General features: G+C 67.1%; 20 protein-coding genes. 12 read left to right on the forward strand and 8 right to left on the reverse strand.

The genetic code is table 11. The features are described 5' to 3' along the window. Nucleotides 1–73 precede the first annotated feature (73 nt). From LE197_RS27925 to LE197_RS27945, 5 genes are all read left to right on the forward strand, one after another. Nucleotides 74–286, forward strand: coding sequence for a DUF1127 domain-containing protein (locus LE197_RS27925; RefSeq protein ID WP_003096905.1), 213 nt, complete (start codon nt 74–76; stop codon nt 284–286). Nucleotides 287–381: 95 nt separating this feature from the next. Then, nucleotides 382–699, forward strand: a complete 318-nt coding sequence (locus tag LE197_RS27930) for a DUF2388 domain-containing protein (protein ID WP_003096907.1) — start codon at nt 382–384, stop codon at nt 697–699. Nucleotides 700–823: 124 nt separating this feature from the next. Continuing rightward, on the forward strand, nt 824–1117 hold the full coding sequence (locus LE197_RS27935) for a DUF2388 domain-containing protein (protein ID WP_003096909.1): 294 nt from the start codon (nt 824–826) through the stop codon (nt 1115–1117). A gap of 43 nt (nt 1118–1160) precedes the next feature. Beyond that, on the forward strand, nt 1161–1481 hold the full coding sequence (locus LE197_RS27940) for a DUF2388 domain-containing protein (protein ID WP_003114112.1): 321 nt from the start codon (nt 1161–1163) through the stop codon (nt 1479–1481). Beyond that, nucleotides 1478–3436, forward strand: a complete 1959-nt coding sequence (locus LE197_RS27945; protein ID WP_003458292.1) for a DUF4105 domain-containing protein — start codon at nt 1478–1480, stop codon at nt 3434–3436. The genes LE197_RS27940 and LE197_RS27945 overlap by 4 nt, the downstream gene beginning before the upstream one ends. 107 nt (nt 3437–3543) lie before the next feature. Here the strand turns inward: LE197_RS27945 and LE197_RS27950 are convergent, their stop codons facing one another. After that, nucleotides 3544–3963, reverse strand: coding sequence for a GFA family protein (locus tag LE197_RS27950; RefSeq protein ID WP_003102545.1), 420 nt, complete (start codon nt 3961–3963; stop codon nt 3544–3546). Nucleotides 3964–4030: 67 nt separating this feature from the next. Here LE197_RS27950 and LE197_RS27955 point away from each other — a divergent pair, with 67 nt between their 5' ends. The 4 genes from LE197_RS27955 to LE197_RS27970 all read left to right on the forward strand — a co-directional run bounded on the left by LE197_RS27955 (nt 4031) and on the right by LE197_RS27970 (nt 7703). Then, nucleotides 4031–4975 carry an AEC family transporter gene (locus LE197_RS27955; protein ID WP_003096914.1) on the forward strand — a complete coding sequence of 315 codons (945 nt, stop codon included), beginning with the start codon at nt 4031–4033 and terminating at the stop codon, nt 4973–4975. After that, nucleotides 4972–5334, forward strand: coding sequence for a DUF2388 domain-containing protein (locus LE197_RS27960; protein ID WP_003102543.1), 363 nt, complete (start codon nt 4972–4974; stop codon nt 5332–5334). The genes LE197_RS27955 and LE197_RS27960 overlap by 4 nt, the downstream gene beginning before the upstream one ends. Before the next feature lie 279 nt (nt 5335–5613). Next, a complete protein-coding gene (locus tag LE197_RS27965; protein ID WP_003096918.1) occupies nt 5614–6918 on the forward strand; it encodes a CitMHS family transporter in 1305 nt (434 codons plus the stop codon). 20 nt (nt 6919–6938) lie between these two features. Further along, nucleotides 6939–7703: a TerC family protein gene (locus LE197_RS27970; protein WP_003110368.1), complete on the forward strand. Its 765-nt coding sequence runs from the start codon at nt 6939–6941 to the stop codon at nt 7701–7703. Nucleotides 7704–7708: 5 nt separating this feature from the next. On the opposite strand, the gene prfH is transcribed toward LE197_RS27970, so the two are convergent. From prfH to LE197_RS27985, 3 genes are all read right to left on the reverse strand, one after another. Beyond that, nucleotides 7709–8323, reverse strand: a complete 615-nt coding sequence (gene prfH, locus LE197_RS27975; protein ID WP_003158566.1) for a peptide chain release factor H — start codon at nt 8321–8323, stop codon at nt 7709–7711. Then, on the reverse strand, nt 8320–9459 hold the full coding sequence (locus tag LE197_RS27980; RefSeq protein ID WP_003121369.1) for an RNA ligase RtcB family protein: 1140 nt from the start codon (nt 9457–9459) through the stop codon (nt 8320–8322). Before LE197_RS27980 ends, prfH begins: the two co-directional genes overlap by 4 nt. Before the next feature lie 367 nt (nt 9460–9826). Continuing rightward, nucleotides 9827–10627 carry a substrate-binding periplasmic protein gene (locus tag LE197_RS27985; protein ID WP_003121370.1) on the reverse strand — a complete coding sequence of 267 codons (801 nt, stop codon included), beginning with the start codon at nt 10625–10627 and terminating at the stop codon, nt 9827–9829. Between the two features lie 353 nt (nt 10628–10980). Between LE197_RS27985 and LE197_RS27990 the strand changes: the two genes are divergently transcribed. Together LE197_RS27990 and LE197_RS27995 are read left to right on the forward strand one after the other, a co-directional pair. Beyond that, nucleotides 10981–12729 (forward strand): Na/Pi cotransporter family protein, encoded by a 1749-nt coding sequence (locus tag LE197_RS27990; RefSeq protein WP_003096931.1) that lies wholly within the window; start codon nt 10981–10983, stop codon nt 12727–12729. A gap of 68 nt (nt 12730–12797) precedes the next feature. Further along, on the forward strand, nt 12798–14171 hold the full coding sequence (locus tag LE197_RS27995; RefSeq protein WP_016252811.1) for a M16 family metallopeptidase: 1374 nt from the start codon (nt 12798–12800) through the stop codon (nt 14169–14171). A gap of 5 nt (nt 14172–14176) precedes the next feature. On the opposite strand, the gene LE197_RS28000 is transcribed toward LE197_RS27995, so the two are convergent. After that, on the reverse strand, nt 14177–14737 hold the full coding sequence (locus LE197_RS28000; protein WP_003096934.1) for a GNAT family N-acetyltransferase: 561 nt from the start codon (nt 14735–14737) through the stop codon (nt 14177–14179). Nucleotides 14738–14879: 142 nt separating this feature from the next. Then, nucleotides 14880–16169: an MFS transporter gene (locus LE197_RS28005; protein ID WP_023089769.1), complete on the reverse strand. Its 1290-nt coding sequence runs from the start codon at nt 16167–16169 to the stop codon at nt 14880–14882. Between the two features lie 373 nt (nt 16170–16542). Here LE197_RS28005 and LE197_RS28010 point away from each other — a divergent pair, with 373 nt between their 5' ends. Next, nucleotides 16543–17583, forward strand: a complete 1041-nt coding sequence (locus tag LE197_RS28010; protein ID WP_003146826.1) for a DUF5924 family protein — start codon at nt 16543–16545, stop codon at nt 17581–17583. An 18-nt stretch (nt 17584–17601) separates the two neighbouring features. Here LE197_RS28010 and LE197_RS28015 read toward each other — a convergent pair whose 3' ends face one another. Next, nucleotides 17602–18831, reverse strand: coding sequence for a nucleoside recognition domain-containing protein (locus LE197_RS28015; protein WP_003096953.1), 1230 nt, complete (start codon nt 18829–18831; stop codon nt 17602–17604). A 104-nt stretch (nt 18832–18935) separates the two neighbouring features. Then, nucleotides 18936–20270, reverse strand: a complete 1335-nt coding sequence (gene gltP / locus LE197_RS28020; RefSeq protein ID WP_003096956.1) for a glutamate/aspartate:proton symporter GltP — start codon at nt 20268–20270, stop codon at nt 18936–18938. Nucleotides 20271–20277: the final 7 nt, after the last annotated feature.

The following is a 20277-nucleotide window of genomic DNA, read 5'->3' on the forward strand; positions in this document are numbered from 1 at the left end:
GCAAGCCAGCGGTCCCGGCGCATCATGAGGTTCCACACCCCGCCCCCATCCCCGGGATGGGAAGGAACGCACGATGAGGACATCCCCGCACCCGCACGCCGGGAGTTCCAGCGGTCTCCCGGCCGCCCATCCACATCTCGCCGCCCTGCTGGAAAAATTGAATTCCTGGCGACAAAACGCTCGATCGCGCAAGCATCTTGCGCAAATGTCCGAACACGACCTCGCCGACCTGGCGATCAGCCCGAGCGAACGCTACGTAGAGATTTCGAAACCTTTCTGGCGCTGAGCCGCTGGTGACGTGGCGCACAGTTGGTTAGTCTCAGCGTTGACACGGCCGCGCGGATGCGGCCGTCTACGCTGACTTCGTTCGGAGCAACTCACATGAAACGTCTGCGCCTGATCGGTGCCGCTGCCCTGCTCGCCTGCGCCTCCAGCGCGTTCGCCAGCAGCTTCGTGGTCACCACGGATACCCTGGTCCGCGCCACCGGCATGACCTCCAATGCCACTTCGGACATCACCAATTCCTTCCGCGACGACAAGATCGTCCTCGAAGCGCGCGACGACGCCGCCAGCTTCGTCGCCAGCCAGGGCGACATCCGCGGTTCGCACCTGGAAGCCGCACTGCGCCACATCCGTGGCAAGCTGCCGAGCCTGGCCGCCAACGACATGCAACTGGCCCAGGCGATCCTGACCATCTGAGTCGCCCGCCCCGCCGCCGCAGCCGCCCGGCTGCGGCGATGACCTGGCCGACCGGCCACACTGGCTCCGCGCCGCACATTCCGTTAGCCTTGGCGGCTGTTCCAGTCCTATTCCGCCCAACCCCATGCGTTACCGGTTCTCGTTGCTCTTCTGTTGCCTGCTGGCGCCCGCTGCGCACGCCTTCGATACCACGACGGCGTTCACCGCGAAGTCCCTTTACGTCACCAGCAAGCTGACCAGCACGCCGTTCGAGAACAAATTGTTACGCGATGCCCGGGGCGATGCGGCCAGCTTCGTCGCCAGCGATGGCAGCATCCGTGGTGCGCGCCTGGAAGCGGCGCTGCGCTGGTTGCGTGTCGCGCACCCCGAGCTGGCGGCCAGCGATCAGGAACTGGCCGAAGCAATTCTTGCCCAATAGGCGATCACCACCGTTCCGGAGAACCTCCATGCGCCGTAGCTCCATGCGTCATAGCCCCCTGTTCGCCGCCCTGCTGCTGGCGCTCTGCGCCACGGCCGCGGAAGCACGCTCGGTGGTCGCGACCAGCAATATCATCGTCCGCGCCCTCGACCGCAGCATCGACTTCACTTCCGACACCACCACTTCCGTGCGCGACATGAAAGTGGTCACCGAGGCGCGCGACGACGCCGCCAGTTTCGTCGCCAGCGACGGCGCCATTCGCGGCGCCCAGCTGGAAGCCGCGATGCGGACCCTGCGCAGCCGTCTGCCGGAAGCCCGTGAAGCCTCCGACCAGGTACTTGCCGAAGCCATTCTCGCCCTGTGAGGAAGGCCTGCGCCTGGCTGCTGGCGCTGGCCCTCTGCGGAGCCGGCAACGCGACGGCGGCCCTGCGCCTGAAACTCGACGCGCCTGGGCTGGACCCTGCGCAGCGCGAGGCCAGCCAGCAACTCTTGGACGATGCCGCGGACAAGCTGCCGCCGGCCTTCCGCGAACGCCTGGACCGCGAGATCGAGGTCGAGTGGCGCGACGACCTGCCCGCCAACGGCATGGGCCAGGCCCGTGGCCCGCAGCGCATCGCGCTGAACCGCAAGTACCTGGCCGATCTCACCGACGGCAGCGCCGCCAGCCGCCAGACCGGGCGCGTGCACGGCACCGAGCGGCGCGAGCTGCTGGCGACCCTGCTGCACGAGCTGACCCACGTCTACGATCGCGCGCGCCTGTGGTCGGCGGAGGAAAAACGCGAGATCCGCCGCTGCACGCGCCAGGAAGAAACCCTCGGCCGGATCGCCCAGCCCACCGATTGCCGCGGGCAGAGCGGTCGCCGCTTCACGCTCTCCGACGACCCGCGCCTGCTCGATCTCGCCGGCTGGCCGCAGCGCGCCGGCCAGCGCGGGCGGCGCGAGGCGCACAATGGCTTCGTACTGCGCAGCCCGGACGTCTACGAGCTGAGCAATCCGCGCGAGTTCGTCGCGGTGAACATGGAGTACTTCCTCCTCGATCCCAGCTACGCCTGCCGCCGCCCGGCGCTCTACCGCTACTACCAGCAACGCTTCGGCTGGGCGCCGGAACACAGCGCCTGTGCGCAGAGCTTCGCCTACCTCAACGCCGGCCGCGACTTCGGCCAGCAGCCGCTGGGCCAGCTCGACCCCGAGCGGGTCTACGAGGTCGACTACCTGCTGGCCGAGGCCAACGACAACCTGGTCAGCCGCTGGGGCCACACCATGCTCCGCCTGGTGATCTGCGCCCCAGGCCGGCCGCGTGGGCCGGACTGCCGGCTGGACCTCGACCAGCATCTGGTGCTGTCCTACCGCGCCTTCGTCGGCGACCTGCAATTGTCCAGCTGGGACGGCCTGACCGGCGCCTATCCGTCGCGCCTGTTCGTCCTGCCGCTGTCGCAGGTGATCGAGGAATACACCAAGGTCGAGCTGCGCAGCCTCGCCTCGGTGCCGCTGAAGCTGGACCGCGAGGAGGTCGCCAGCCTGGTCGAGCGCGCCGCGCAGAGTCACTGGAGCTACGACGGCCAGTACTACTTCATCTCCAACAATTGCGCGGTGGAAACCCTCAAGCTGCTGCGCAGCGGCATCCCCCGGCGACCGCTGCAAAGCCTGGACAGCATCACCCCCTACGGCGTGCTCGAGATGCTGGAGAACCGCAAGCTGGCCGATCCCAGTGTGCTCGACGACCCCAAGGAAGCCCTGCGCCTGGGCTACCGCTTCGACTCCTTCCGCGACCGCTACCAGGCGATGTTCGACGTGCTCAAGCAGCGCCTGCACATTCCCCAGGACAAGGTCGAGGACTGGCTGGCGCTGCCGGCCAGGGAGCGCCAGCCCTGGTTCGCCAAGGCCGACCTGCGCGCCAGCGCGGCGCTGCTGCTGCTCGAGCAGGCCTCGCTGCGGCGCCAGCTGCTGCTCGCCCAGGACGAGTTGAAGCGCCTGTACCTCGGCCATCTGGACAAGCCGGCCGGCGACCAGCGCCTGGAAGTGGCCGGCAAGACCTTCCAGCAGATCCTCGACGACAGCGGCTTCCTCAGTCGTCCGGCGGAACTCCTGGAGGGCGGCTACGGCCTGCCGCAGGCCGCCGAGTGGAAGCACCTGGAAGAGCAGACCCGCGAACGCCAGGCGCGCCTGCGCCGGCTCAGCGACGACCTCGACCGCGAGGTCCGCGCCCTGCTCGATCCCGAGCGCCGCGCCGAGCTGGAAGCCAACGAGGCCAACATCAAGGAGGTCGGCGCGCACCTGCGCGAGCTGCACAAGGCGGCCGGCGGGCTGATGCTGCCCTGAGGGAGGCGCCTGCAGGACGCATGGTCCCGAGCGCTCTTCCAGCGCCTCGCAGACGGCGGATAACGCTCTGCGTTATTCGCCCTACAGGTGCCACCTCCGGTCTTCGCTCACGGGTCGTCCGCTCCGGCGATGAACTCCTCGTCCTCTTCGGGCAACTGCGGGTCGAGGTGTAGCCATGGCAGGCGGCTGCCGACCCAGATGTGCCGGTTGGCGGGGGCGCGCTCGGGATGGTCGAGGCTGGCCACGGTGAAGTCCAGGGTATCGGCGCTGAGCCGGGTGAACAACGCCAGGTTGGCCCCGCAACGCGGGCAGAAGTAGCGCGTGCAGCTGGCCGACGAGGCATATTCCGCCGGTTCGCCCGCCAGCCAGCGGAACGCCGCGCGCGGCACCGTGGCCCAGGTGGTGACGATGCCGCCTGTGGTGCGCCGGCAGATCGAGCAGTGGCAGTGAGCGACATCGTCCAGCGGCGCGGCGACGGCGTAGCGCAGATAGCCGCAATGGCAACCGCCGGTATGGGTCTCGGGCATGGCGAATCCTCCTCGCGGGAGTGCCAGCATAAGCCGGACTTGCCCTGTGCCGCAGCCACCTCGCAAGATGAGCGGATTCCACTATCCGGGGGTGCCCGTGACCGCTCTGCTCTACTCCCTCTGGCCGCTGTTCGCCCTCATCGTCGGCGGTTACGCCCTGCGCCGCTGGGACTTTCCCGGCGAAGCCTTCTGGCCTGCCGCAGAACGCCTGAACTACTTCATCCTGTTTCCCGCGCTGCTGTTCAGCAACCTGGCGACCGCGCCGCTGGACGACCCCGGCCTGGCCCGCCAGGCCCTGGCCGTACTGCTCGGGCTCGGCGTCGCCTGGCTCGCCCTGCTGCTCTGCAAGCGCTGGCGCGGCTGGGACGCCGGGCGCTTCGGCGCCATCGCCCAGGGCGTATTGCGCTTCAACACCTATCTCGGCCTGGCCGCGGTCGGCAGCCTGTACGGCAAGCCGGGCCTGACCCTGGCCGCGCTGATGCTGGCGCTGATGGTGCCGACGGTGAACGTGATGTCGGTCTGGGCGCTGACCGCCGAGCGCGGCATCAGCCTGCGCGCGCTGCTGCTGCCGATCCTGAAGAACCCGCTGATCCTCGCCTGCCTCGCCGGCGCACTGGTCAACCTGGCCGGCGTCGGCCTGCCCGGCGGCAGCGATCGCCTGCTCAACCTGCTGGCGGTGGCCAGCCTGCCGCTGGGCCTGCTGTGCGTCGGCGCGGCGCTGAAACCCCAGGAACTCGGCGGCGAAGTCGCGGCCCTTGGCTGGAACTGCGCGGCGCGGCTGCTGGCGATGCCCCTGCTGGCCTTCGCCATCGCTCGCGGGCTGGGCCTGCCGAGCATGGAAAGCGCCGTGCTGGTACTGTTCTTCGCCCTGCCGACGGCGCCCACCGCCTATGTGCTGACCCGCCAACTGGGCGGCGACGGCCACCTGATGGCGGGCATCATTACCTTGCAAACGCTGCTTTCCGGCGCCACTCTGGTCGGCGTACTCCTCGTGCTGCAAGGAAGCCCATGACGACAGGACGCGTCGCCGCCGCCCTCACGGCGCTCTGCCTGCTCTGCCAACCGGCCTTCGGTTTCATCAAGGTGTTTCCCGAATTCGACGACGAACCCGGCGCCGCCACCTTCTTCTGGGCGGCCGTCACCACCGTCGGCCCGTTCATCGGCAGCACCGTCAGCGCACAGGAGTCCAGCGCTGACGAGGGCGACAAGCTCGTCCAGGCGCGGGACGACGCCGCCAGCTTCGTCGCCAGCGACGGTGCGATCCGTGGCGCGTACCTCCAGGCAGCCTTGCAGGTCCTGCGCCAGGCCCCGGAATACGCCGGGTACAGCGACCTGCAACTGGCCGCGGCGCTCCTCGCGCGGCAGCCCTGATCGACCATATATCCGAAATTACCCGCACGTTTCCCGCCGTTATCCAGCGAAAGCTGCCTGAAAGCTTCCCGCCGTAGCATCCGCCCACCACCGGCAGAAGACCGGACACGACGGCGCGCCCACGAGACGCCCGCTTACCCGTACAAAAACAACAATGGTGATTGCCATGCCCCGTTCCGCACACGCCTACAGCCGCACTCCGTCCGCGCGACGCCACCCGCCCGCCGCCTGCTGACCGCACGCCGCACGCCCGTCCGCCGTCTTCCCCGGAGTGAACCCATGCTGACCCTGCTCGCCTTCGCCATGGTGGCGACCTTCATGTTCCTGATCATGACCAAGCGCCTGTCCGCGCTGATCGCGCTGATCCTGGTCCCGATCGCCTTCGCCCTGATCGGCGGTTTCGCCGCCGGCCTCGGCCCGATGATGCTCGACGGCATCCGCACCCTGGCGCCGACCGGCGTGATGCTGATGTTCGCGATCCTCTACTTCGCCATCATGATCGACTCCGGGCTGTTCGACCCGGCGGTGCGCAAGATCCTCCGGCTGGTCAAGGGCGACCCGCTGAAGGTCTCGCTGGGCACCGCGGCGCTGGCGATGATCGTCTCCCTCGACGGCGACGGCTCGACCACCTACATGATCTGCGTGGCCGCCGTACTGCCGTTGTACAGCCGCCTGGGCATGAGCCCGCTGGTGATGGCCTGCCTGATCATGCTCTCCAGCGGCGTGCTCAACATGACCCCCTGGGGTGGCCCCACCGCCCGCGCGGCGAGTGCCCTGCACGTCGACCCGGCGGATATCTTCGTGCCGATGATCCCGGCGATGATCGCCGGGCTGCTGGCGATCTTCGCCATCGCCTGGATCTACGGCAAGCGCGAGCGCGCCCGTCTCGGCGAGCTGCACCTGCCCACCGACCATGAGGACCTGGCGGAGATCAGCGTGTCGCAGTATCCGGAGGCGCGCCGGCCCAAGCTGCTGTGGTTCAACGCTATTCTCACCGTGGTCCTGATGGCGACCCTGATCGCCGGCCTGCTGCCGATGCCGGTGCTGTTCATGATCGCCTTCGGCATCGCCATGATCGTCAACTACCCGTGCATCCAGGAGCAGAAGAAGCGCATCGGCGCACACGCCGAGAACATTCTCGCAGTGGTCTCGCTGATCTTCGCCGCCGGGGTGTTCACCGGCATCCTCTCCGGCACCGGGATGGTCGACGCCATGTCCAAGAGCCTGCTGGCGGTGATCCCGCCGGCGCTGGGCCCATACCTGGCGACCATCACCGCGCTGGTGAGCATGCCGTTCACCTTCTTCATGTCCAACGACGCCTTCTACTACGGCGTCCTGCCGATCCTCACCCAGGCCGCCGCCGAATACGGCATCACCCCGGTGGAAATGGCCCGCGCCTCGATCGTCGGCCAGCCGGTGCACCTGCTCAGCCCGCTGGTGCCCTCCACCTACCTGCTGGTGGGGCTGGCCAAGATCGACTTCGGCGACCACCAGCGCTTCACCCTGAAATGGGCCGTGCTGGTGTGCCTGGCAATCCTCGCCATGGCCCTGCTGCTGGGCCTGTTCCCCCTGTTCAGTAACTGACCGAGACGAGTGACCGCTTCATGGAATGGCTGACCAGCCCGGAAATCTGGATTGCGTTCTTCACCCTGACCGCCCTGGAGATCGTCCTCGGCATCGACAACATCATCATGATCTCGATCCTGGTCGGGCGCATGCCGAAGCACCTGCAGCCACGCACCCGCTTCTTCGGCCTGGCCCTGGCGATGGTGACGCGGATCCTGCTGTTGCTGTCGATCACCTGGGTCATGCGCCTGACCGCCGACCTCTTCCACCTGTTCGGCCAGGGCATCTCCGGACGCGACCTGATCCTGTTCTTCGGCGGCCTGTTCCTGCTCTGGAAAAGCAGCTCGGAGATCTACCAGGGCCTGGAAGGCGAGGAAGAAAGCGGCGAGGAACCGAAGGGTTCGGCGGGCGGCTTCATCGGCACCATCATCCAGATCGCGATCATCGACATCGTCTTTTCCCTGGACTCGGTGATCACCGCCGTCGGCATGGTCTCCCACGTGCCGGTGATGGTCGCGGCGATCATCGTCGCGGTACTGGTGATGATGCTCTGTGCCGGCGCCATCAGCGACTTCATCGACAAGCACCCGTCGCTGAAGATGCTCGCCCTGTCGTTCCTCATCGTGGTCGGCACGGTGCTGATCGCCGAAGCCTTCGAAGTCCATGTGCCGAAGGGCTACGTCTACTTCGCCATGGCCTTCTCCCTGGCCGTGGAGGCGCTGAACATCCGCATGCGCGGCGCCGCTGCGCGCAAGCGGGGCGAAGAGCCAGTGAAGCTGCGCAAGGAAGTGCTCGGCGACTGAGCCGCTCAGGCCGGCTCGAAACGCTCGCCGCGGAATACCCGGCGAGCCGCGCCGCGACTGATCCGGCCGTGGGCCTGGCGGCGCTCCGCGCGCAGCGCGTCGGCCGCGCTGCTCGCCTGGTCCGCGAGGCGCCGGGCGATCAGCAGGATCGCCAGGCGTTTGTTGGCGTGCTGGCTACGCTGGCTCTGCACCCTGACGCTGATGCCGCTGGCCAGGTGGGTGGCGCGCACCGCCGAGTCGGTGGTGTTGACATGCTGGCCGCCGGGGCCGGAAGAGCGCAGGGTCTCGAAACGGATCTCGCCCTCCAGACTGGCCGGCGGCGCGGCGAAGCGCTCCGCGCCGATGAACCAGTTCTTGCGCGCATGCCTTGCCCGGTAGGGGCTGGGGCAGATCCACTGGATACCGCCGCACCAGCGCTCGGCGAGCGCTTCGGCGGCAGTGCCGCGCAGCCCCAGGAGCAGCGAACGCCAGGTGCGCGGACGCTCGCCGGCCACCTCCTCGATTACCTCGACCTCGACGCCGGCTTGCGCCGCCTCGAGGCACAGCCGCTCGAACGCCTTCGCCACCGCCAGGCAGCATTCCGCCGGCCCCTGGGCCGCGGAGAGTTGCAGCAGGATCATCGGCAGCACTCCCCACGGGTCTTGTAGGTCAGCACCGGCTTCAGGCGGGCGACCAGGCGCAGCAGGCCGGCTTCGAGCAGCGCGCCGACCACCGAGTCGATACCCTTGTAGGCTTCCGGCGCTTCCTCGTAGATCAGTTGGCGGTCGCCACAGATCACCCTGCTGCCAAGGCGCGTACGGCCCAACTGGTCGACGCTGAAGCGCGCCGCCAGACGCTCCCGACACTCGCCGCGCTGCCATTTGCGACCGGCGCCGTGGGCCAGGGAGAACAGGCTCTGCGCGCTCGGCACAGGCTCCACCAGGTAGCTGTAGTCGCCGCGCGAGCCGGGGATCACCAGCACGCCCTGGTCGGCCGGGGTGGCGCCCTTGCGGTGCAGCCAGCCGTCGACGCCATCGACCTGTGCCGGCGCCACCAGGTTGTGGTTGATGTCGAGCAGTTCCAGGCCGTCGCAGCGCAAGCGTTCGAGAATGCGCCGGGCGATGAGCTGGCGGTTACCCTCGGCGAAGCGCAGCGCATCGGCGTGGCGCGCCAGGTAGGCGGAAGCTTCCAGGCTGCCGTCGAGCAGGCCGGCGTGGCCATGCAGGCTGACCTGCTCTTGCAGGATCGCCTGGCCGAGACCGCGCGAGCCACTGTGCACCAGCAGTTGCAGGCGGCCGGCATCGAGGCCGAGGGCGTGCAGGGCGGCCTGGTCGAACACGGTCTCGACCTGCTGTAGCTCGGCGAAGTGGTTGCCGCCACCGATCGTGCCGAGCGCGCGCCAGTGCTCGCGGGCCGGTAGATCCAGGGCTTCGATGCAGTCGCTCCAGGTCTCGTCCAGCGGCAGGTCGAGATTGCCCAGGCGCTTTTCCAGTTTGTCCGCCGACAGCTTGCCGGGGGCCAGGCCGGTTTCCCACAGGGCCATGCCACAGCCGATGTCGTTGCCGACCAGCGCCGGATAGAAGCGACCGACGGAGAAGAACGCCGCGCCGACCGGATAGCCGCGGCCGGGATGCAGGTCCGGGAGACCGACGACGCGGCACATGCCGTCCAGCTCGGCGGTGGTTTGCAGTTGCTGGATCGCCTTGCCTTCGATCCAGGTGCTGTCCGAGGCGATCAGTGCGACGCCCGCGGACAAAGGCTTGATGTAGTTGCCCATAATCCAATCCATGTGATTGAAACGGTAGATCCGGGGGGCAGACCGAAGCCGAGCGGGCACTCGCGGAAGGGCGAAGGGCGTCTAACGGAGAAGTGAAAACCTGGGGAGAGGTGACCGCGGCAGCCGATGACCTCTCGCCGGAAGCTTGCGCGGACGCAAGGGCGGGAATCGTTCAGCGGTGCAGGGGGTCGAGCGGTAGGTTTCGGTGGCCGTTAGGCCAGGCGCAGCCTGCAAAGGGTAGAGAACTGAATCATCGATGTAACCTCCTTTGCGGTGCGTAAGTGGGGGAAATGAAGGGCGAATCCTAGGCGTTTCATTCCCACCGCGCAAGCCCCGGAAAGGCTTCGCGATGGAAATGAGCGGCGCATCACTGCGCCGAAAGAGCCTGCACGGCGCCGGGCACCTCGCTGTTCCAGCGCTGGTAGAGCGCCCGCAGCTCGCCGGACGCCGCCATCTGCCGTACCCGCGCGTCGTAGACCTCGCGCAGGAGCCGGCCGCTGGCGCTGTCGGCGAAGGTCATGAAGGACTCCTTGCCGGGCGGCAGTTGCGCGATCGGGTAGGCGTCGGCCGGCAGATGCGCTTCGCTGCGCTGCTTTTCCAGTTCGTCCGGCTCGTCGAGGAAGAAATCCAGCTCGCCGTTCTGGACCTGCTCGGTGCAACGCTCGGGTCGGACGCACTCGACCAGGGTGAAGTCGCGCTGCTCCGCGGGGATCAGGTTGTAGCTGTGGCGCCAGCCGACGCGCTTGCCGGTGAGGCTGGCGCGGCCGGAAAAGGGCGTCTTCGCCGCATGCATCACGCCGTGGTACTCGATGTCGATCGGCAACTGGGCGTACAGCTTGCCCTCAACACCGGGGATCTCGCCCGGCACGCCATCGACCATGGAGCCCGCGGTCATCAGCTTGTTGGCGCGGTTCCAGGGCATGTTGATGAATTTCACGTCGAGCCCGTAGGGCGCATAGACCTGCTTCAGCAGGTCCCAGTACAGACCGCTGCCGTCGGCGTTGGTATAGCCTTCCCAGGCCGGCGCGGCGAAGGTCGCCTTGCGGATGTGCGCCTGCTCCAGGCTGTCGCCCAGCGCATCGGCCTGAACCACCGGCGCTCCCCCTACCCCGAGCGCCAACACCGCTGCCGAGAGGCAGCCACTGATCCCCGAAAATCGCATCCGCACCACTCCTCTGTATCCCTCTAGACCGGGGCTTTTTAAAAGGTGCAAAGGATACCCTTCCTGTCGGCTAATTCCATGGCCTGTGGCGCAAACGCATGCATCGAACGGAAGGCGAAAAAATCCTCGCCGTTTCCCGGCGCGCACGCTTGAATGAAGGGTAGGCGCCCTGCCGCTCGGGCTGCCGAGACGAACTCCCGCGGGGGGCGCCTGTCCAAATATGACGTTCGTGTTACAACTCGCCTGAACGCTGCCTTTCCATCGTGGCCGTTGGCGCCGTTGTCCGGGCTCCGCGGCGCAACGCACGCGGAACCTGGCGCGAGGTTGGCCATTCGTCGTAGTGCCAGGGGGGCCACGCCATGCTGAAACTGCTCGACCTGCTCTCTGCCGTCGCCCTGCTGGTGTGGGGCACGCATATCGTCCGCACCGGAATCCTCCGGGTCTACGGCGCCGACCTGCGGCGCATCCTCAGTCGCAGCGTGGAAAAACGCCCGCTGGCGTTCGCCGCCGGCATCGGCGTCACCGCCCTGGTGCAAAGCAGCAACGCCACCGCCCTGCTGGCCACCTCCTTCGTCGCCCAGGGCCTGATGGCACTGGCGCCGGCCCTGGCGATCATGCTCGGCGCCGATGTCGGCACCGCGCTGATGGCGCGGGTGCTGACCCTCGACCTGTCGTGGCTTTCGCCATTGCTGATCTTCTTCGGCGTGATTTTCTTCCTCAGCCGCAAACAGACCCGCCTCGGCCAGCTCGGCCGGGTATTCATCGGCCTCGGCCTGATCATCCTGGCGCTCCAGCTGATCGTCGCCGCCGCCGAGCCGATGACCCAAGCCAAGGGCGTCAAGGTACTGTTTTCCAGCCTGACCGGCGACATCATGCTCGACGCGCTGACCGGCGCGTTGTTCGCCATGATTTCCTATTCCAGCCTGGCCGCCGTGCTGCTTACCGCGACCCTCGCCGCGTCCAAGGTGATCTCGCTGAAAGTCGCGCTGTGCCTGGTGGTCGGCGCCAACCTCGGCAGCGGCATCCTGGCCATGCTCAGCGCCACCGCGCAAAACGCCGCCGGTCGCCGGGTGGCCCTCGGCAGCCTGTTGTTCAAGGTCGCCGGCTGCCTGCTGGTGCTGCCCCTGGTGGGGCCGCTGGCGGACTGGATGGATCATTGGCAGTTCAGCACAGCCGAACTGGTGATCGCCTTCCACGTGCTCTACAACGCCGCGCGCTGCCTCGCCTGCCTGCCGCTGACCAACGCCATGGCCAGCTTCTGCACCCGTGTGATGCCCGACCGTGCCCTTCCCGACGACGTCGCCCGGCCGCGCCATCTCGACCCCGCCGCCCTCGACACGCCGAGCCTGGCGCTGGCCAACGCGGTGCGCGAGACCCTGCGCATGGGCGACACCGTCGAGCAGATGCTGAACAATCTGATGCAGATCATCCGCGGCGGCGATCCGCTGCTCGGCAAGGACATCCGCAAGCTCGACGACGACGTCGACGCCCTCTACACCGCGATCAAGCTGTATCTGGCAAGGATGCCGCGCGAGGACCTGTCCGAACGCGACAGCCGGCGCTGGGCGGAGATCATCGAGCTGGCGATCAACCTGGAGCAGGCCGGCGACATCATCGAGCACATGCTCGCCGCCGTGCAGGACAAGAAGACCTCGCGCAGCCGCTCGTTCTCCGACACCGGCCTGGAAGAGATCGGCACCTTGTACCAGCAGTTGGTCTCCAACCTGCGCCTGGGTCTCTCGGTGTTCCTCAACGGCGACCTCGACAGCGCCAAGCGCCTGCGCCGGGCCAAGCAGCGCTTCCGTCTGCAGGAACGGCGCTACGCCCATGCCCATGTCGACCGCCTGCACCAGCAGGTGGTACAGAGCATCGAGACCAGCTCGCTGCACCTGGACCTGATCAGCGACATGAAGCGTCTCAACTCGCTGTTCTGCGCCATCGCCTACGCCGTGCTGGACAATCCAGACGCGCCGAGCAGCGCGGCCGACGAGGGCACTCGGCGGGACGAGGACGACTGGGCCGACGAAGTCGACGACATGACCTCGGCGCCGCTGGCCGAGCCAGCGCTCGCCGAGGAGCGAGCGGAAACGCGCCGTTCGCGACATTAGCCGTTCTGCGGGTAGGTTCGTCATGAAGCATCCGCTATTCTCGGTATTTTCAGTTCCAGGCTCGGCCCATGCGTTCGTTGTCCACCCTGCTGCTGTTCTGCCTGCTCTGCCCCTGGTCGTACGCCGACCAGCGCAGCGAGGTCGAAGCCTTCCAGCTGGAAAACGGCATGGGCGTGCTGCTCAAGCCCACCGAGCAGCACCGACACGTCTCGATCCGGCTGGTGGTGGGGGTCGGTTTCGCCGACTTCTCGTGCCGTGAAAAGCAGCTGCCGCACCTGCTCGAGCATCTGTTCTTCAGCGGCCTGGACGGCGGCGACGAGGCCGACCTGGAAGCCCGCATGCAGGCCCTCGGCGGACAATGGAACGCCTACACCAGCGAAGGCGACACCACCTTCGTCATCGAGGCACCTGCCGCCACCCAGCGGCAGGTCCTAGACCTGCTGCTGGACACCATCACCCGCACCGAACTGGACGAGCCGCGCATCGCCGCCGCCAAGCGAGTGATCGAGCGCGAAGGCGGCGGCCATTACTCGCACCTGCAGCGCTGGCTCGACCGCGAGAACCTGGGCCGTGGCGCCATGGACCAACTGGCGGTGGAACTGGGCTTGGCCTGCTCCCAGCGCGCGCCGCTGGCGCCGCTTGGCGCGGAGCAGCTGGAGCGGCTGCGCAGCGACTGGTACGTACCGGGCAACATGACCCTGATCCTGGTCGGTGACCTCGACCCGCGCCTGCCGGCCTATCTGACCCGGACCTTCGGCACCCTGGAAGACCACGAGCTCCCCGAGCGCCGCGAGCTGCCGGCGGCCAACGGGCATGCCGAGGCCAGGCGCACCCTGATCACCCGGCCATTCGGCGAGGGTGCGATGCTGCACTGGGTCTATCCGGAGCCGGACGACGCCGACCCGGACGCCATGGTCCTGCTCCAGGCCTATATGAACGACGCGCTGTACGCCGACCTGCGTGTGCGTCGCGGACTCACCTACGGGCCATCGACCGATCGCCAGGTGTTCGCCAACCAGGGCTTCTTCAGCCTCGACGCGGATGTCGAGCGCAGCGACCTGCCCGCCACCGAGGCCGCCCTGCGCGAGTTGCTCGACGGCATCCGCCAGCATGGCCTGGACCCGGGGCGTTTCAAGCGGGTGCAATTCGCCGAGCGCGCCAGGCTGGCCTGGAGCACCCAGGGCAACGCGGCGCTGGCGGACTATTACTGGGGCTCGCTGGCCGACTACGAGGACGGCCATTTCCCCAATGAGGAGCGCCGCCTGGCGAAGGTCAGCCTGCAACAGGCGAACGCGCTGGCGAAGCGGCTGTTCGACGGCGAAGGCTACCTGCGCATCGAAAAGCCGCTATTCGACGACGACATGCTCTACCCATTGCTGCTCGCCGCCGGTCTCCTGGCCAGCGGCCTGCTCTGGTTCGGCCTGCGCCGCCGGCGCGCCTGACCGGGCTACAGGGCCAGGCGGTGGATGACCTGGGTCGAGTCGTCCGGGTCGCGCTGGCCGACGAAGCCCAGTGCGCAACAAAGGTCGCGCATCGCCCGGTTGGCCGCCGAGTCCACCGAATACATCTGGCGGAAGCCGTTGCGCCGCGCCACGTCGATCAGATGGCGCATCAGCACGGCGTCGAGGCCCAGACCCTGGTAGTCGTCGGCGATGGTTACCGCGCATTCGCACTGCCCTTCCTCGCAGCAGGCGGCGTAGCGGCTGATACCGACCTCGCGCAGCTCACCGTCCTCGTGCACCAGGGCAACGAAGGCCATGCTCTGCTGGTAGTCGATGTCCATCAGTTGATCGAGCAGCGCCGGGCTGGCTTCCTTGATCTCGCCGAGGAAGCGGAAGTGGCGGGTCGCCGGGGACAGCCGGTTGATGAACTGGCGTTCGCGCTCCCGGTCCTCCTCGCGCAGGGGACGGATCAGCACGTGGCGGCCATCGTCGAGGGACTCGACCCAATGGTCGCCCTCTACCGCCGCGAACGCGGAAGACCGGCTGGCATTTTGTACATTGGACATGATGCGATCTCCAGGAAGGGAAGGAAGTCGGTACAACCACTTCCTTCCTGTCTACGCGGTTTGGCGCAGCTCCGGTTGATCGACATCAACGCCGCCGCCGCAGCCCCGGCGGGAGCCGACGCACGGCATGCGGCGAAACGCCTCAGGCGTTGGCCAGCTCGGCCTCGGCGATCTCCTTGCCGCGCCGGCGGAACAGCACCAGGGTGGCGAGCAGCCCCAGCAGCGCCGCGCCACTGAGCCAGATGCCCGGGGCCGCGCGGTTGTCCAGGGTGTGGATCAGCCAGGTGCAGACCGCCGGGGTGAAACCACCGAAGGTCGCCGTAGCCAGGCTGTAGGCGAGGGAGAAACCCGTAGTGCGCACGTCCGCCGGCATCACCTCGGTCAACGCCACCACCATCGCGCCGTTGTAGCTGCTGTAGAGGAACGACAGCCACAACTCGACGCCGAGCAGGCCGGCGAAACTCGGCTCGCGGACCAGCCAGGACAGCGCCGGGTAGGCGGTCAGCAGTGCCAGCGCGGAGGCACCCAGCAACAATGGCTTGCGCCCGATGCGGTCGGAGAACGCGCCCATTACCGGCAGCCAGATGAAGTTGGACAGGCCGATGCACATGGTCACCAGCAGGCTGTCGAGGTCCGACAGTTGCAGTTCGTTCTTGCCGAAGGTCGGCGTGTAGGCGGTGATCAGGTAGAACGATACGGTGGTCATCACCACCATCGCGGTACCGGCCAGCACTATGCCGAAGTTCTGCCCGATGGAGCGCAGCACCTGCGACAGCGACGGTCGGTGGGTGCGCGCCTCGAACTCCGGCGTTTCCTCCAGCGAGCGACGGATGACGAACAGCGCCGGAACGATCAGGCAGCCGATGAAGAACGGCACGCGCCAGCCCCATTCGCCCATGTCCTGCGGGCTCAGCCACTGGTTGAGGAGCACGCCGAGCAGGCCGGCGAAGACCACCGCGACCTGCTGGCTGGCCGACTGCCAACTGACGAAGAAGCCTTTGCGTCCTGGCGTGGCGATCTCCGACAGGTAGACCGAAACCCCTCCCAGCTCGACGCCGGCGGAAAAACCCTGCAGGAGCCGGCCGAACAGCACCAGCAACGGCGCCGCCACGCCCAGCGTGGCATAGCCGGGAACGAAGGCGATCAGCAGGGTGCCCATGGCCATCAGGCCGAGGGTGATGATCAGGCCCTGGCGGCGGCCGTGGCGATCGATGTAGGCGCCCAGGAACACCGCACCCAGCGGCCGCATCAGGAAGCCGGCGCCAAAGGTGGCGAGGGACAGCATCAGGGAGGCGAACGGGTTGTCGCCGGGGAAGAAGGTCTTGGCGATGGCGGTGGCGTAGAAGCCATACACCATGAAGTCGTACATCTCGAGGAAGTTGCCACTGACCACACGGAAAATGGCGACACCTTTGGATTTATTAGAGGCCATGGGACACACACTCAGGCAGACACGGGGAAGCGGTCCATGGCGGCGTCGATGGCCACGCAGGCGGGTACGTCATCCATCGACCGAGTTGTAACCATATGTGTAAAAACTCCTGTCGAACAATCTAAAATTGCCCGAAAGGTTCGAATTGAAGGGGTTTGAAAGGCTGTCGAAAGCTTCGCGACCATCGGTCGGGAAAGCGACGCCTTTTTCCCTGGTCGACCTCCAGAAAGGAGAGCGGAGCCTCTGTCGGGCGAAGGAAACATTCGCCACGCGGCAGCTGTCCTTCGTTCATACCCAGGAAACCCGGCCGGGGTTATGCTGCGCGCCCCGGCCGGCTGGCCGAGCAGCTCCGATCGAGAACCCGCTGGTCCCCATGCCCAACCAACAACGCCCCATCCTCAAGGCCCGCCTGGAGCAACTGATCGCCCTGGTCGGCGGCCTGATGGCCCGCTATCCGCGCACCATCGCCCTGTTCGGCTTCTGTTCGGGCGTGTTCAGTTTCATCATGGTCGACCGGCAGAAGGGCTTCGCCCAGGTGCTGGCGATCATCATGCTGGTCAGTTGGGTCTGGTTGATCCTCGAGAACCTCCTGCGGGAGACCTTCGCCCGCCGCTTCGGCTGGGAGATCCCGGCACCGCTGCTGCGCTACGCGACCCAACTGATCCACCAGGAAAGCCTGTTCTTCGTCCTCCCGTTCTTCCTCATCACCACCACCTGGAACAGCGGCCAGGCGCTGTTCACAGGGACGCTGGCCGCCGCGGCACTGATCTCCATCACCGATCCGCTCTACTATCGCTGGCTGTCCAGGCGTCGTTGGGTGTTCCTCGCCTACCACACCCTGACCCTGTTCGCGGTGTTGCTGACCTCGCTGCCGATCCTGCTGCACCTGACCACCCCGGAAAGCTACCGGTTGTCGCTGGGCATCGCCGTCGTGCTGTCCTTCCCCAGCCTGCTCGTGACCTTCCCGCTACAGCACTGGTGGCGCGGCTTCCTGCTTCTCGGCCTGACCCTGGCGGTGGGCCTGGCCGGATGGTTCGGCCGCACCTGGGTACCGCCGGCCACCCTGTGGCTGACCGAAGTGGCGGTGAGCAGCCAGTTCGACGACCAGAGCCGCACGCCCGGCGACAGCCTGGAGCAGGTCGGCGCCGCCCAGTTGCGCAGCCAGGGCCTGTTCGCCTATACCGCGATCAACGCGCCGCGCGGCCTCGACGAGCGCATCTATCACGTGTGGATGTTCAACGGGAAGGAGTTCGACCGCATCGCCCTGGATATCCACGGCGGCCGCAAGGAGGGCTACCGGGCCTGGACCCACAAGCAGAACTTCCCCGGCGACCCGGTCGGCCACTGGCAGGTGAAGGTACTCACCGAGGCCGGACAGATGATCGGCACCCTGCGCTTCGACGTCACCCAGTGACGTCGAAGCCTGGCGACCTCAGGCGAAGAACCAGTAGCACACGCCGATGGAGGCGATGACCCCGGCCAGGTCCGCGGTCAGCGCGCAGCCCACCGCGTGGCGCGCGCGCTGCAGGCCGACCGAGCCGAAATAGACGGCGAGCACGTAGAAGGTGGTCTCGGTACTGCCCTGCACGGTGGCGGCGACCAGCGCCGGGAAACTGTCGACGCCGTGGGTCTGCATGGTCTCCAGCAGCATCGCCCGCGCCGCGCTGCCGGAGAACGGCTTGACCAGCGCGGTGGGCAGCGCTTCGACGAAGCGGCTGTCCCAACCCAGCCCCTCGACCGCCCAGCGTATCCCGCCGAGTACCACTTCCAGCGCCCCGGAGGCGCGCAACACGCCAACCGCGCAAAGCATTGCGACCAGGTACGGCAACAGGTTCCTGGCGACGTCGAAACCTTCCTTCGCCCCCTCCACGAAGCTCTCGTAGACCGGCACCTTCTTCAGCGCGCCGACGATCAGGAACAGCACGATCAGGCTGAACAGCGTCAGGTTGCCCAGCAGCGAGGACAGCTGCGCCAGCGCGGTGGCCGAGAGCGTGCCGAGCACCGCCATGAAGCCGGCCAGCAGCAACGCGCCGGGGATCAGGTAGGCCAGCACCACCGGGTCCCACAAGCGCAGGCGCTGCATCAGCGCCACCGACAACAGGCCGGCCAGGGTCGAGGCGCTGGTGGCCAGGAGGATCGGCAGGAATACCAGGGTCGGATCGGCCGCGCCCTGCTGCGCGCGGTACATGAAGATAGTCACCGGCAGCAGGGTCAGGGACGAGGCGTTGAGCACCAGGAAGAGGATCTGCGCATTGCTCGCGGTGGTGCTGCTGGGATTGAGCTCCTGCAACGCCTTCATCGCCTTCAGGCCGATCGGCGTGGCGGCGTTGTCCAGACCCAGGCCATTGGCGGCGAAGTTCAGGGTGATCAGGCCGATCGCCGGATGCCCCGGCGGCACTTCCGGCATCAGCCGGCGGAACAACGGACCGAGCAGCACCGCCAGGCGCTCCACCAGCCCGGCCTTCTCGGCGATGCGCAGGAAGCCGAGCCAGAGCGTCAGGGTGCCGAACAGCAGGACCATCACCTCGACCGCCAGCTTGGCCATGGCGAACAGGCTCTCCACCATCGCCGCGAACACCGTCGCATCGCCGCCGATCAACCAGCGCGCCAGCGCACTCGCCGCCGCCACCAGGAAAAAACCCAACCACAAGCCGTTCAGCATTCAGAATCCCCCGCGTTGCGCGGATGATAGCGGCGCAGGCGGTGCCGGCGCCAGAAACGCCGAGGCCCCGGACGATGCCGGGGCCTCCTGGGCGGGAAGCCGCCTTATTCGAGGGTGGCCTGCTTGCCCTTGGCTTCGCCGACCGCCTGCCGCAGGTGCGGCAGCGAATCCCAGTAGCGCTGGCCCTTGGCCGCGTCGTACATGCCTTCCCACTTGGAGATGACCAGCACCGCGAGGGCATTGCCGATCACGTTGAGGGCGGTGCGCGCCATGTCCATGATGCGGTCCACGCCGGCGATGAAGGCCAGGCCCTCGAGCGGGATGCCGACGCTGCCCAGGGTGGCGAGCAGCACCACGAAGGATACGCCCGGCACGCCGGCGATACCCTTGGAGGTCACCATCAGGGTCAGCACCAGCATGATCTGCTGGCCGATGGACAGGTCGATGCCGTAGAGCTGCGCGATGAAGATCGCCGCGATGCTCTGGTACAGGGTCGAGCCGTCGAGGTTGAAGGAGTAGCCGGTGGGCACCACGAAGCTGCTGATCGCCTTCGGCGCGCCGTAGGCTTCCATTTTCTCGATGATGCGCGGCAGCACGGTTTCCGAGCTGGCGGTGGAATAGGCGAGGACCAGGTCGTCCTTGAAGATGCGGATCAGGCGCATGATCGAGAAGCCGAACATCCGCGCGATCAGGCCCAGCACCACCAGGGCGAAGAAGACGATGGCCACGTAGACCAGGATCACCAGCTTGGCCAGCGGCAGCAGCGAGGCGAAGCCGAAGTTGGCAACGGTCACCGCGATCAGGGCGAAGACACCGATAGGGGCGTACTTCATGATCATGTGGGTGACCTTGAACATGGTCTCGGAAACGCCCTGGAACACCTTCACCAGCGGCTCGCGCAGGTCGTTGGGCAGGCTCGACAGGCCGAGGCCGAACATCACCGAGAAGAAGATGATCGGCAGCATCTCGCCACGGGCGATGGCGGCGAAGACGTTGGAGGGAATCAGGTTGAGGATGGTCGCGATGAACGCATGGTCATGCTGCACTTCCTGGGTGGTCTTCTGGTACTGGGAAATGTCCACGGTACCCAGGGTGCTCATGTCGATGCCGGTGCCGGGCTGGAACAGGTTGGCCAGCAGCAGGCCGACGACGATGGCGACGGTGGTGACGATCTCGAAGTAGATGATGGTCTTCAGGCCGATGCGGCCAAGCTTCTTCGCGTCGCCGACGCCGGCGATGCCGACCACCAGCGAGGAAATCACGATCGGCACCACGATCATCTTGATCAGACGGATGAAGATGTCGCCGGCCGGTTGCAGCACGTTGGCGATCCACCAGGCCTTTTCGGCGCTGAAATGGTTGAGCACTGCGCCGACGGCGATACCGAGTGCCAGACCGATCACGATCTGCCAGGCGAGGCTTAGCTTGGCTTTACCCATGTTTCGT

The sequence above is a fragment of the Pseudomonas sp. PS1(2021) genome (assembly GCF_020405165.1).
Classification (GTDB): Bacteria; Pseudomonadota; Gammaproteobacteria; order Pseudomonadales; family Pseudomonadaceae; genus Pseudomonas; species Pseudomonas aeruginosa.